Raw genomic sequence first — 12,581 nt, forward strand, 5'->3', positions numbered from 1 at the left:
GTGTGCGAGTGAATCATGGATAAATTAATAAAAATTAAAAATGTAGGACGCAAAGTTAGCAGACTTGGTTTGTTATCGTGGTTATTGCTTGCTTTACCTGCTAGTGCAGCGCCCTTGCTCTACGAGGTTCGTTTCAATCCATTACTTAATGGTGAAACCGAGATCGAGTTCGTGTTCGATGAACCCTTGCTGCAAGAGCCGGACATCAGCCTGTTAAATGAGCCATCACGTTTAAACGTGCGCTTTGCTGAAGCTGAGCTGGAACAGCGTATTGCGGATGTGGCCATTAATAATGCCGGCGTTAGCCGAGTGAAGTCTACCTTGTCTGAAGGTGGCATTAATTCTGTTATCAGCATGGATTCCTTAAAAGTCTACCGCACCAGACTTGATGGTAATGTCTATGCTGTGCACCTCGCTAATTCACCGCAAATTGTCAAAGCGGGTTCGACATCTGAGCTTAATCCAAGCTTTATTAATAAGTTGCAAGCAATTGATTTTCGTCGTGGTGACAAAGGCGAAGGCCGAATTTTAGTATTTTTAAAAGAAAATGCAGCGGCAGTTGATGTGCAAGAGCGTCTTGGCAAATTAGAAATTGAATTCTATAACACCGATATTCCCGATGAGTTACTTTATCAGCTTGATGTCGGCGATTTTGCGACAGTAGTGAAAGGTATTGAAACTTTTAAAACTAAAACCTCTACGCGTTTAGTGATTGATGCCACAGATCAGTTCACTTTTAACTATCAGCAAATCGACAATATTTTTACGGTTACTATGCAACGTGATTTGACCAGCCGGAGTATTTTAGGTGGTGGTCGTGATTATAAAGGCCGTGCTATTTCTTTGAACTTCCAAGATATTCCGGTAAGAACCGTACTACAAATTATCGCCGATTATAACGGCTTCAACTTAGTCACCAGTGATTCTGTTGTTGGTAATATTACTTTGCGCTTAGATGGTACTCCGTGGGATCAGGCCTTAGATATCGTGATGCGTGTTAAAGGTTTAGATAAGCGTATGGAAGGTAACATTCTGTTGGTGGCGCCAACTGAAGAGTTAGCCGCGCGAGAAGCGAAAGAATTAGAAGTATTACAGCGGGTGGAAGAGTTAGAGCCTTTGTATTCAGATTTCTTACAAATTAATTATGCAAAAGCCGTTGATTTAGCGCTGTTGTTGTCCAATAAAGATGCAACATTACTTTCTCCTCGCGGCAGTGTTGTCGTGGATGAACGCACCAATACCATCTTAATCAAAGATACAGCCCGTAACATTGAAAATGTTCGCAGATTAATTGAACGTTTAGATATTCCTGTACGCCAAGTTTTAATCGAATCGCGTATTGTCACGGTAAATGACAGCGTAACGGATGAGCTTGGTATTCGTTGGGGTTTTAGTGATCAACAAAGTACCAGTGGCGGTGATCGCGGTGTCTCAGGTAATGCCACCGGCGCTAATGGTATTTCAACGGGTGGTTTCCCAGCGTTAGATGATCGTTGGAATGTAAATCTGCCCGTTTCTAGTCCTGCTGGTAGTATTGCCTTTCATGTTGCTCGGTTAGCTGACGGGACTTTGTTAGATCTTGAATTATCGGCGTTAGAGCAAGAAAACAAAGGTGAAGTGATTGCTAGTCCACGCATCACAACTTCTAACCAAAAAGAAGCGAGTATTGAGCAGGGTGTTGAAATCCCTTACGTGCAAGCAGCTTCCAGTGGTGCGACAACGGTAGAATTCAAGAAAGCCGTGTTGAGCTTAACGGTGACACCGCAAATCACCCCAGACAACAAGATTATTTTAGACTTAGTCATTACCCAAAATACCCGTGGTGAGACAGTACAAACGCCTACAGGCCCAGCTACAGCTATTGATACACAGCAAATTAAAACGCAAGTGTTAGCCGACAATGGCGAAACTATTGTGTTAGGCGGTATCTACCAGCAGCAAGTGGTATCAACGGTTACTAAAGTACCGTTACTGGGTGATCTGCCTTACATGGGTGTGTTATTCCGCAACAAAAGCGAATTAAACGAGAAAAGCGAGCTGTTAATTTTCGTTACACCACGTATTTTGACTGAAGGCCAGCCTTAATTCAGGCACAAGCGATGGTCGCTGACCATCGCTTGTGCGGATGACGCTGTCAGAATTAACTTGCCAATCAAAGGGCATTCCTGACATAATTCAGCGCTTCAAATTTTCGTGGGAGCCTAGTGGTCCTTGAATTCAACTTTTCTTTGAGTTAGCTGATTTAGCAATACGACATATGGCAGAAAAACGTAATATCTTCCTTGTGGGGCCAATGGGTGCAGGTAAAAGCACAATCGGCCGCCATTTAGCAGACATGCTGCATCTTGATTTTTATGATTCTGATCAGGAAATTGAACGACGCACTGGTGCCGATATCGCCTGGGTTTTTGACCTTGAAGGCGAGGAGGGTTTTCGGGTGCGTGAGGAAAATGTCATTCAGGATCTAACTGAATTACAAGGAATAGTATTAGCGACCGGTGGTGGCTCAGTTATCAGTAAAGAAACGCGCAATAGGTTATCTGCCCGCGGTATCGTGGTCTATTTAGAAACGCCTATTGAAAAGCAAGTGGCCAGAACACAACGTGATAAAAAGCGGCCATTATTGCAAACAGAAGAAGAGCCAAAAGAAGTTTTAGAACGTCTAGCAGCTGAACGCAACCCGTTATATACGGAGATTGCTGACTTTACTGTTCGTACCGATGAACAAAGTGCCCGCAATGTAGCTAACCAGATTATTGAGCAACTGGGTTTTTAATCGTTAAAGGAGAACTGCATATGCAAGAAGTTGCTGTACAACTTGGCGAGCGCAGTTATCCCATCATCATCTCCGATACGTTTCCTGCATTACTCCCTGAGCTAGCGAAAGCGGCTCAGGTAGTGATTGTTTCAAATCCTACTGTTGCTGAACCATATCTGGCCGCTGTCAGGGCGTTATTCCAGCAACCGGTAAAACATTTCCTTTTACCAGATGGCGAAGCCTATAAAACGCTGGCATCGTTTGAGCAAGTGCTATCCTTTTTGTTAGAGCAAAAAGTGTCACGGGATGCGGTGCTTGTCGCATTAGGTGGCGGCGTAATTGGTGATATGACCGGTTTTGTTGCAGCGTGTTTCCAACGTGGTGTGCGCTTTGTACAAATTCCGACCACCTTATTGGCGCAAGTTGATTCATCCGTCGGTGGTAAAACCGCAGTTAATCATCCGTTGGGTAAGAATATGATCGGTGCGTTTAAACAGCCCGAGCAAGTGTTAATCAATACTAGTGTGTTGAGCACCTTACCTGATCGCGAATTTGCTGCAGGCATGGCAGAGGTGGCGAAATACGGTTTATTAGGCGATGCTGCTTTTATTCAGTGGTTGTTAGCGAATGCGCCGGCTATTCAACGTAAAGAGCCGCTAGTGTTAGCGCAAATGATCAAACATTGCTGCCAAATGAAAGCCAATATTGTTAGTCGTGACGAGACCGAGCAAGGTGACCGTGCCTTATTAAATCTTGGTCATACTTTTGGTCACGCTATTGAAGCCTTTTTGGGCTACGGCGAATGGCTGCATGGTGAAGCGGTTGCCGTTGGTATGGTGATGGCGGCTAAACTTGCGCAGAGTCGAGGTTGGTTAAGTGATAACGAACTCACTCAAACCATCGCATTATTGCAGGCTTTTAACTTGCCTACTGTTGCACCTGCACAGATGAGCATCACAGACTTTCTGCCGTATATGAAAACAGATAAAAAAGTGAAAGAGGGCAAGATGCGTTTTATTCTGCCAACGGCGTTAGGTGCCAGTAAAGTGGTTGCGGATGTAACCGAGCACGAACTTAGCCAAGTTTTTGCCTGATGAAAGTACGCGGCCTCCAACAACAGCTGGCCAATTCTGGGTATTTGCTGCCCTCGCAACGTGATGTGTTATCGCGCTTATTATTTCAATTAGCCTTTAATGATTTTTCCCGCCTCGCTATTATTGGTGCTTCAGGCAGTGGTAAATCGACATTGGCTCTCGCCTTAGCTGAATTATTTTCTGAAGCTGAAGAAATCTCTGTCAATGTTGCAATGCTTCAAGCACCGATTGCTGAGGCATTATTAGCTTCGCAGCTTGGCAAACAATGGTTCGCGACCAGTGATTTAACCGAGCAAAATCTATTGCAGCGTTTGCAAAACGTTGACGCCGATACCCGTTATATTTTAATTACCGATAATCCCGAGCTATTAAGTACTGAGCAATATGCTTGGATCTTAAGTTTACCGGTGACATTATTTGTCTTCACGACGCAAGCGGATAGTCAGATGCAGCTTAATTTGACGATCCCTGGGCTTACCTTAGCGGATTGCGAGCAGTTGTTACAGGCAGAACAATTAGATCCCTTAACGTTAGCGGAACGTTTTGCCAACTGTCAGAATAACCTGCATAAATTAATTAGCCCAGCGCCTGCACGAACGGCTCGGGCGGCACGCAAGCCCGTGGTTAGCAGACCCAAAGCCCCCTTAATTGCAGCAGGCGTAGGCGCGGCACTGATCGTATTGTTTATCCTCACTAGCTGGTTAAATTCAACACCTTCAGCAGATCAAGCAAATCCTGTTGCAGAGATGGCCATTGTACCCATACCGCAAGAGCAATCAGCTACAGCAAGCCCTGAAACGATTGGTGCAACGAGTCAATCAGCTCTGATTGATTTATCTAATGACGCTAGGATGCCAGAGTTAGCTGAAGCAGAAGCTGAAGTAGAAGCCGAGCCCGAGCCCGCTATAGTCGCTATGCCCAGCAACGCTGAGAACATTAAGGCTGCTGTTATTGACGAGGCCAAAACTGTCGTTGCAGAACCGACAGTAGCAACCACATTAAATAATGTGCAGCCATTACCTGCTAAGTTATTACAAGAATCAGTGCTTACCCCTGAGCCTGAAGTGAAACGCGAACAAGACACGCCGAAGGTGCATCAGCACGGCGCATTACTTGCCACGCCTGCTCAACATTTTGTTGTGCAAATCGCGGTATTATCGAGTGAAAACGCGTTAAGCCGATTTAAGCGTAACTATCCAAAATTATCGATACAAGTTTATCAACGCAGTTGGCAGGGGCGAGGTCAATGGGTCATCGTCAGCCAAAGTTTCGCCAGCAATACCGCCGCTAAACAGTATGTGCAAAAATTACCCAGCGCGCTGAGCTCAGCTGGGCCTTTTATTAAAAGTGTGGGTGCTGTCCAGCAAGAGATCAAAGCTTGGCAACGATTGCAACTGGCCCAAAGTAGTCAGGATAATTAAGTGGTACAGAAAAGAAGTCGTGCCTTTTTAAAGTGGGCGGGTGGTAAATATAATTTAGTCGAGCAGTTGCAGCGGCATTTGCCCGCAGCTGATTGTTTGGTTGAGCCTTTTGTCGGTGCGGGCTCCGTTTTTTTGAACACGCATTATCCGTCTTACAAGCTAAACGATATTAATGCTGATCTGATTGAATTATATAAAATTGTTCAGCAGCAGCCAGAGCGTTATATTGCTGACGCCCGTCAACTTTTTGTGCCCAGTGCCAACGAGCGCACAAGCTATATCCGCTTTCGGCAGCAGTTTAATGAGCAACAAGATACCTATCAACGTGCTTTGTTATTTTTGTATTTGAATCGCCATGGTTACAACGGTTTATGTCGTTACAACCTGTCTGGCAAATTCAACGTACCCTTTGGTAGTTATAAAAAGCCTTATTTCCCAGAGGCCGAGCTGTATTTCTTTGCGGAAAAAGCACAGCTCGCCGAGTTTACCTGTAGCAGCTATCAAGATGTCTTTCAGCAGTTAACTGCTGGCGCCTCCGTGTATTGTGATCCTCCTTATGTCCCTTTAAGTAAAACGGCCAGTTTCACCAGTTATGCGCGGCAGGGTTTTACTTTAGATGATCAGGCGCAGTTAGCGATTTTAGCCGAGCAAGCGCAGGCTAATGGGCATAGCGTGTTGATCAGTAATCACGATACGACTTGGACTCGGAAGATTTATCAGCAAGCAGAGTTGCACACCATAAACGTTAGTCGTTCTATCAGTCAAAAGGGCAGTGCTAGGGGTAAGGTTGCAGAGTTATTTGCGTTATATCTGGCCGAGCAAAAAAGCAGTTAAGGGACGACGAAGCTAACGATCAATAATAAGACACTCACAAATAGCGCTGCCATCAGAATGCCTGTGATAATGTAAGGTACCGCGCTGTCGCTTTGAAAATCTTGTAAGCGTTGTTTTTCAGACTGTACGCCAATAAAAGCGCCGAGCACGGCTTTGATAATTTGCCAAGTACTTGCTTTCGTGTGGCTCATACCAAGAAACTAAGAAGGGTTATTGTTGCTAGGAGACATACGACTTAAAAGTTCTAGAAAATCAACAAAATGGAACTGTACAGAGCGACTATCGCCAGACAACCAACTCACCCAATTACGTTGAATTTCTTTACAGCCAACAAGGTTGTCAGAGCATTGCGACAAACTATCTATTTGCCAAAGCGCAACAGCAAACACCACACCACTGATGGCAAGCATTGATTTGCTGGTTTTAGTTAGTTTCATGTTAAATCCTGTTAACGACGCATAACTTCCTTATATTAGTAGATTACACCACCAGATACAAGCTGATTATTTATTAAGCACTGTATCGGTGGCGTAAGTTAGTGATGGAAACGAGATTTAGAAGCTTTTTGAGACGCCAAACACCACACGACTATCAGCTAAATATAAATCTTTAACATCGGTATCGATATAGGCTAATGATAACCCAAGACCCAATACCTCAGTGCTGACCGTGACACCGTAGTCTAAATAGCTTAATGAGCTATCGTCTGAATATTCGTTTTGACCAACATGAAAATCAACAGCCAGATTATCGGTTAACGCTAAGCTGTAACCGGCATAGACATAGTAGTAGTTACCAGTGTTGCCATAGTAATCATCGCTGTAGGCTAAGCCTAAGCTGAAGTCTTTGTAAGCAACAGAACCGTATAGTTCCCAGAAGTTAGAGCCTTCGAACTCGGTGTTTGGGTAGCCATAACGCATAATACCTACGTCGGCCGACCAACCTTCAGCAATATCACCGCTCCAACCTAACATCACGTCTAGCTCTAAAGTGCCAGTACCACCGAAATCAACGCTTGAGCCCCATACTGACAAATAGATGCCTGACTCATCACTTAAGGTTAAACCACCCTGTAAGGCTGCCGCTTCGTCCGTTTGTGAAATACCACGGAAGGCATAGTCAGAAACAAAGGTGACATCGCCACTCACTTCTACCGCGTGGCTCTGCATGCTGGCCGCGCTCATGGCTACAAATAAGGTGCTATAAGTTGCTACAGATAGTTTTTTTAATAATGTCATTATTGTTTCCCCTCATATTGGATTCATCTAATTGTTTCCAAGATATATGCCATGTGGAAATTTTCATTAATAAACAGCACCTTAGTTTTTTTGATCGACTTGGTTTGCTAAGTTTTGCGACATCTTGGTGCAGCTATGCTTGTATTTTGTGCAGCACGGCTTAAGCCGTTGATGCATTCTGTTGAATAATTCAGTAAAGTCGGTGTTTTTCCAAGGAGAACACTGATGCAACCATTTTTAATCGCGCCGTCTATTCTGTCTGCTGACTTTGCTCGCCTAGGTGACGATGTAGCCAAGGTGCTCTCTGCTGGAGCGGATGTGGTGCACTTTGACGTGATGGATAACCATTATGTCCCTAACCTCACTATGGGGCCGATGGTTTGCCAAGCGTTGCGAGATTATGGTGTGACGGCCCCCATCGATGTGCATTTGATGGTTGAGCCTGTCGATAGCATGGTGCCGCAGTTTGCTAAAGCCGGCGCCAGTATTATTACTTTTCATCCCGAAGCCTCTCGGCATATCGACCGTACCTTACAGCTGATCAAAGAACACGGTTGCCAAGCTGGCTTGGTGTTTAATCCTGCAACACCGCTCAGTTATCTGGATTACGTCATGGATAAAATTGATGTGGTGTTATTGATGTCGGTGAATCCGGGTTTTGGTGGCCAGAAGTTTATTCCTGCCACGCTCGATAAGTTACAAGCAGCACGGCAACGTATTACGCAAAGTGGTCGGTCAATCCGTTTAGAGGTTGATGGTGGCGTTAATTTAGATAATATCGCTGACATTGCTCGTGCGGGTGCTGATATGTTTGTCGCTGGCTCGGCTATTTTTAACACGCCCGATTACGCGGCAACGATACAAGCGATGCGAGTTGAATTAGCAAAAGTCTGCTGTTAATGGCTTTTTTGCTGCGAGCTTAGCCGACAACAGCGTATAATATCGCGCTTACATGGTTTTAAAACAGGATACTGCAAAGAATGAGTCGTAAACCGATAGTGCTAAGTGGCGCACAACCTTCAGGACAATTGACGATTGGTAATTACCTTGGGGCATTGCGTCAATGGGATGAAATGCAAAATGATTACAATTGCTTGTATTGTATTGTCGATTTGCATGCCATTACAGTGCGTCAAGATCCTACGGCGCTGCGAAGTGCTTCCTTGGATAGTTTGGCACTGTACTTAGCTTGTGGGATCGATCCGGCTCGTTCAGCGGTCTTTATGCAGTCACATGTGCCTGAACATAGCCAACTAGCATGGATATTAAATTGTTATACCCAGTTTGGTGAATTAAGTCGTATGACACAGTTTAAAGATAAATCAGAGCGGCATAACAATAACGTTAATGCCGGTTTGTTTACTTACCCGGTGTTAATGGCGGCCGATATTCTGCTGTATCAAGCGAATCAAGTACCTGTAGGTCAAGATCAAAAGCAACATTTAGAATTAGCTCGTGATGTTGCCAGCCGCTTTAATGCCTTGCATGGTGATATTTTTACGGTGCCTGAGCCCTTTATCCCAGCGGTAGCCGCGCGTGTCATGAGCCTACAAGAGCCGCAAAAGAAGATGTCAAAGTCTGATGAAAACCCTTGGAATTTCGTTGGCTTATTAGAAGATCCCAAAGTGATCAGTAAAAAGTTTAAAAAAGCGATGACAGACTCTGAAGATCCACCACGCGTTTACTTTGATCAAGAGAATAAACCTGGTGTAGCAAACTTATTGAATATTCTCAGTGGTGTAACCGGTAAAACGGTAACAACCTTAACCAATGAATACGAAGGTAAGATGTACGGCCATTTAAAAACAGATGTGGCCGATGCCGTGATTGGTTTATTAGAACCGGTACAGCAGCGCTTTAAAGAAATCAGAGCGGATCAAGCCTATATGCAGCAAGTCATGCGAGCTGGTGCCGCCAGTGCTCGTGAGCATGCTTGCAAAACGTTAGAGCAGGTGAATGCCGCTGTTGGTTTTGTCACGCCTTAAGTTGGTTTGGGTCTGGAGTTAATACCCTATGCTGCTGATGATCGACAACTATGATTCTTTTACTTGGAATCTGGTGCAATATTTTGCTGCCTTAGGGCAGCAAGTTGTGGTGCGCCGCAATGATGACATCAATGTCGAACAGATCCGCAGCATGGCTCCGCGTTATCTGGTGATTTCACCGGGGCCGGGTAATCCTAGTCAAGCGGGCATCAGTTTAGCCGCAATTGAGGCTTTTGCCGGTCAGATCCCTATTTTGGGGGTTTGCTTAGGACATCAGGCGATAGCACAAGTATTTGGGGCTAAAGTGGTGCGGGCGCCCCGCGTGATGCACGGTAAAAACTCGATTATTCAACATCAGCACCAGTCGGTGTTTCAGCAGTTACCCTCACCACTGAGTGTGACGCGTTATCATTCGTTGTTGGTAGAGGCCGCAAGCTTACCGGCAAATCTGCAAGTCAGTGCCACAACTATTCCGCTTAATGAAAACGAGCCGCCTGAAATTATGGGCCTGTACGACCCAGCCTTAGCACTACATAGTGTGCAATTTCATCCGGAAGCGATTCTCAGTGAGCAAGGACAGCGGATGCTCGCAAATTTTTTAGCAGTGACTATTTAAGCTTTTCATAAAAATAGCGCGGTTTACCGCTAAGGCATAGGCTGCTGCATCTCGCCGAGCATTTCGCTTTCATTGAATATTCTTAAGAAGCGCTTGAATATTCATTTCCACTGCAAATCTATCTGTATCCCTTGTTTTTTCAGGTGTTGCTACAGATGTAGATGCAAGACAACGTCAGTATAATCTGTAATAATGGCGCTATCACGATGTCAATACTTACACCTATACGTGCAAGCTATTCCCTACAAATAAGCGAAAGAGGAACACGAATATGACCGCAGAGATCCAAGTAACCCGAGCTTTGTTCGATGACGTAATGGTACCCAATTATGCTCCAGCAAAATTGATACCGGTAAAAGGGCAAGGCGCTCGCGTTTGGGATCAAGAAGGTCGGGAATATATCGACTTTGCAGGTGGTATTGCGGTCAGTAGCTTAGGTCATTGTCATCCTGCGTTAGTGAATGCGTTAAAAACGCAGGCTGAAAAACTGTGGCATTTAAGTAATGTTCTCACTAACGAGCCTGCGCTGCGTTTAGCGAAAAAGTTAGTCGACGCGACCTTCGCCGAAAAAGTGTATTTTTGTAACTCTGGTGCTGAAGCTAACGAAGCGGCCTTTAAATTAGTGCGTCGTTGGGCTTTAGACAATTTTGACGAGAGCAAGCAAGAAATTATCTCGTTTGGTAAGAGTTTCCATGGTCGGACATTCTTTACCGTAACGGTCGGCGGCCAAGCTTCATATTCTGACGGTTTTGGTCCAAAACCTGGTGCTATTGTGCATGCTGAATTTAATAACTTAGACAGCGTGAAAGCGCTGATCTCGGATAAAACCTGCGCCATCGTTGTTGAGCCCATTCAAGGTGAAGGCGGCATTATTCCCGGCGATGCAGCGTTTTTAAAAGGGTTACGTGAGCTGTGTGATCAGCACAATGCCTTATTAGTTTTTGATGAAGTACAAACAGGCGTTGGTCGCACAGGCCAGTTATATGCGTACATGAACTACGGTGTCACACCCGATATCTTGACCACGGCAAAATCGCTTGGTGGCGGTTTCCCGGTGGGCGCTATGTTAACCACCACGGCGATTGCACAACATTTAAAAGTGGGTACCCATGGTAGTACTTATGGCGGTAACCCCTTAGCTTGTGCCGTTGCTGAAGCCGCAATCGACACCATCAATACCCCTGAAGTATTAGAAGGGGTATTGAAAAACGAAGCCATTTTCCGCGAGTGTTTAGCCACGATTAATGCCGAGCACAAGGTGTTTGCCGAAGTGCGTGGTAAAGGCATGTTGTTAGGTGCGGTATTAAACGAGCAATACAAAGGCCGTTCACGTGAGTTTTTCTTAGCGGCAGCTGACCATGGTTTATTTGCTTTAGTTGCTGGCACCGATGTTGTGCGCTTTGCACCCTCGCTGGTTATTACCGAAGCTGAAATTCGTGAAGGTATGAAGCGTTTTGCATCTGCCGTGGCGCAAGTTGTCAAAGGCTAAGCGGTTTACGCGTTTTTGCTTGTCGATAATCGTTAATTCAACTGCATGCTCAGTCAAACTTGGGGCTTTTAGCCCTGAGTTGCGACCGCAGCCTGTATCAGAATGGAGTAAGCTAGCATGATGGTGATTCGCCCGATCCGAGCGAATGATTACCCCGCACTGTATCAAATGGCGGTAGAGTCAGGACATGGCTTTACCTCGTTGCCGGTTAATGAAGAGCTGCTGATGCGTAAAATCAGTCGTTCGATGGCGTCTTTTAATAAGACCGTCAGTTCGCCCGGAGACGAAGGTTATTTGTTTGTGCTGGAGGATACGTCGAGTGGCCAGGTGTGTGGTACCAGTGCGTTAGAGGCCGCCGTAGGGCTAGAAGATGCGTTCTATCATTATCATCTTGGTAAGGTCGTGCATAGCTCGAAAACCTTAGGCGTGTACAAAACGGTCGATATCTTGACGTTATGTAATGACTACACGGGCGTAAGCGAATTATGTACTTTGTTTTTGCGACCGCCGTTTCGCCAGAAGTTTAATGGCCGCTTGTTGTCTAAAATGCGCTTTTTATTTTTAGCTGAGTTTGCTGAACGTTTCTCAGATAAAATTATTGCCGAGTTACGTGGCGTATCTGATGCCCAAGGTAACTCACCATTTTGGCAATGGTTACAAGCCCACTTCTTTTCAGTTGATTTTCCAACGGCAGATTACTTAACAGGCATTGGTCAAAAAGAGTTTATTGCCGAACTGATGCCAAAATATCCAATTTATGTCAGTTTGCTGAGCAAAGCCGCACAGCAAGTGATTGGTCAGGTGCACGAACAAACCCGCCCGGCGCTCGCTTTGTTAGAGTCTGAAGGTTTTTCTTGTCGTGGTTACGTCGATATTTTTGATGCAGGCCCAACGGTAGAAGCGCGCATTTCACAGATCAGAGCCATCCGAGACAGCCAGCGTTTACAAGTGCGTATTGCTGAGGCAACGGGAAGTGGTGAGGCCTATATGATTTGTAATACGACCCTAAGCGATTTTCGAGCTTGTTGGGCAGAGTTACAACCGCAGGCCAATAGTACAGAAATTAGCATTCCCGCCGAACTCGCTAAGGCCTTGCAGGTCAATGCTGGTGAGTGGGTGCGGATCAGCAAACTATAATAATAGGAG

At 45.3% G+C, this 12,581-nt stretch carries 13 protein-coding genes; 10 read left to right on the top strand and 3 right to left on the bottom strand.

Annotated features, from left to right (window positions below; genetic code table 11):
* The first annotated feature begins 15 nt into the window (after nt 1-15).
* From JAO78_RS09255 to JAO78_RS09275, 5 genes are all read left to right on the top strand, one after another.
* A complete protein-coding gene (locus JAO78_RS09255; protein ID WP_226751064.1) occupies nt 16-2,085 on the top strand; it encodes a type IV pilus secretin PilQ in 2,070 nt (689 codons plus the stop codon).
* Between the two features lie 172 nt (nt 2,086-2,257).
* Entirely contained in the window at nt 2,258-2,776 is a 519-nt protein-coding gene (aroK, locus tag JAO78_RS09260) for a shikimate kinase AroK (protein WP_226751065.1), read from the top strand.
* 20 nt (nt 2,777-2,796) lie between these two features.
* Nucleotides 2,797-3,852: a 3-dehydroquinate synthase gene (gene aroB / locus JAO78_RS09265; protein WP_226751066.1), complete on the top strand. Its 1,056-nt coding sequence runs from the start codon at nt 2,797-2,799 to the stop codon at nt 3,850-3,852.
* Nucleotides 3,852-5,273: an SPOR domain-containing protein gene (locus JAO78_RS09270; protein WP_226751067.1), complete on the top strand. Its 1,422-nt coding sequence runs from the start codon at nt 3,852-3,854 to the stop codon at nt 5,271-5,273. The genes aroB and JAO78_RS09270 overlap by 1 nt, the downstream gene beginning before the upstream one ends.
* Complete coding sequence (locus tag JAO78_RS09275) at nt 5,274-6,107, top strand: Dam family site-specific DNA-(adenine-N6)-methyltransferase (protein ID WP_226751068.1); 834 nt, start codon at nt 5,274-5,276, stop codon at nt 6,105-6,107.
* Here JAO78_RS09275 and JAO78_RS09280 read toward each other — a convergent pair.
* From JAO78_RS09280 to JAO78_RS09290, 3 genes are all read right to left on the bottom strand, one after another.
* Entirely contained in the window at nt 6,104-6,298 is a 195-nt protein-coding gene (locus tag JAO78_RS09280; RefSeq protein ID WP_226751069.1) for a DUF2970 domain-containing protein, read from the bottom strand. The genes JAO78_RS09275 and JAO78_RS09280 overlap by 4 nt on opposite strands.
* 9 nt (nt 6,299-6,307) lie before the next feature.
* Nucleotides 6,308-6,544, bottom strand: coding sequence for a hypothetical protein (locus JAO78_RS16780; protein ID WP_255654536.1), 237 nt, complete (start codon nt 6,542-6,544; stop codon nt 6,308-6,310).
* Between the two features lie 117 nt (nt 6,545-6,661).
* Complete coding sequence (locus JAO78_RS09290; protein ID WP_226751070.1) at nt 6,662-7,345, bottom strand: TorF family putative porin; 684 nt, start codon at nt 7,343-7,345, stop codon at nt 6,662-6,664.
* Between the two features lie 225 nt (nt 7,346-7,570).
* Here JAO78_RS09290 and rpe point away from each other — a divergent pair, with 225 nt between their 5' ends.
* The 5 genes from rpe to astA all read left to right on the top strand — a co-directional run bounded on the left by rpe (nt 7,571) and on the right by astA (nt 12,572).
* Nucleotides 7,571-8,245 carry a ribulose-phosphate 3-epimerase gene (gene rpe / locus JAO78_RS09295; protein ID WP_226751071.1) on the top strand — a complete coding sequence of 225 codons (675 nt, stop codon included), beginning with the start codon at nt 7,571-7,573 and terminating at the stop codon, nt 8,243-8,245.
* A gap of 80 nt (nt 8,246-8,325) precedes the next feature.
* Nucleotides 8,326-9,330 (top strand): tryptophan--tRNA ligase, encoded by a 1,005-nt coding sequence (trpS, locus tag JAO78_RS09300; RefSeq protein WP_226751072.1) that lies wholly within the window; start codon nt 8,326-8,328, stop codon nt 9,328-9,330.
* A gap of 28 nt (nt 9,331-9,358) precedes the next feature.
* On the top strand, nt 9,359-9,946 hold the full coding sequence (locus JAO78_RS09305; protein WP_226751073.1) for an anthranilate synthase component II: 588 nt from the start codon (nt 9,359-9,361) through the stop codon (nt 9,944-9,946).
* 271 nt (nt 9,947-10,217) lie between these two features.
* Nucleotides 10,218-11,435 (top strand): aspartate aminotransferase family protein, encoded by a 1,218-nt coding sequence (locus JAO78_RS09310; protein ID WP_226751074.1) that lies wholly within the window; start codon nt 10,218-10,220, stop codon nt 11,433-11,435.
* Nucleotides 11,436-11,552: 117 nt separating this feature from the next.
* On the top strand, nt 11,553-12,572 hold the full coding sequence (gene astA, locus JAO78_RS09315; RefSeq protein ID WP_226751075.1) for an arginine N-succinyltransferase: 1,020 nt from the start codon (nt 11,553-11,555) through the stop codon (nt 12,570-12,572).
* The last annotated feature ends 9 nt before the right edge of the window (nt 12,573-12,581 follow it).

Source organism: Alishewanella maricola (genome assembly GCF_016343785.1).
In the GTDB taxonomy this organism is placed as follows: Bacteria; Pseudomonadota; Gammaproteobacteria; order Enterobacterales; family Alteromonadaceae; genus Alishewanella; species Alishewanella maricola.

Coding starts and splice junctions, on each gene's coding strand:
- JAO78_RS09255 (WP_226751064.1), top strand. CDS start 16: ATGGATAAATTAATAAAAATTAAAAATGTAGGACGCAAAGTTAGCAGA.
- aroK (WP_226751065.1), top strand. CDS start 2,258: ATGGCAGAAAAACGTAATATCTTCCTTGTGGGGCCAATGGGTGCAGGT.
- trpS (WP_226751072.1), top strand. CDS start 8,326: ATGAGTCGTAAACCGATAGTGCTAAGTGGCGCACAACCTTCAGGACAA.
- aroB (WP_226751066.1), top strand. CDS start 2,797: ATGCAAGAAGTTGCTGTACAACTTGGCGAGCGCAGTTATCCCATCATC.
- JAO78_RS09290 (WP_226751070.1), bottom strand. CDS start 7,345: ATGACATTATTAAAAAAACTATCTGTAGCAACTTATAGCACCTTATTT.
- JAO78_RS16780 (WP_255654536.1), bottom strand. CDS start 6,544: ATGAAACTAACTAAAACCAGCAAATCAATGCTTGCCATCAGTGGTGTG.
- JAO78_RS09310 (WP_226751074.1), top strand. CDS start 10,218: ATGACCGCAGAGATCCAAGTAACCCGAGCTTTGTTCGATGACGTAATG.
- JAO78_RS09280 (WP_226751069.1), bottom strand. CDS start 6,298: ATGAGCCACACGAAAGCAAGTACTTGGCAAATTATCAAAGCCGTGCTC.
- astA (WP_226751075.1), top strand. CDS start 11,553: ATGATGGTGATTCGCCCGATCCGAGCGAATGATTACCCCGCACTGTAT.
- JAO78_RS09270 (WP_226751067.1), top strand. CDS start 3,852: ATGAAAGTACGCGGCCTCCAACAACAGCTGGCCAATTCTGGGTATTTG.
- JAO78_RS09305 (WP_226751073.1), top strand. CDS start 9,359: ATGCTGCTGATGATCGACAACTATGATTCTTTTACTTGGAATCTGGTG.
- rpe (WP_226751071.1), top strand. CDS start 7,571: ATGCAACCATTTTTAATCGCGCCGTCTATTCTGTCTGCTGACTTTGCT.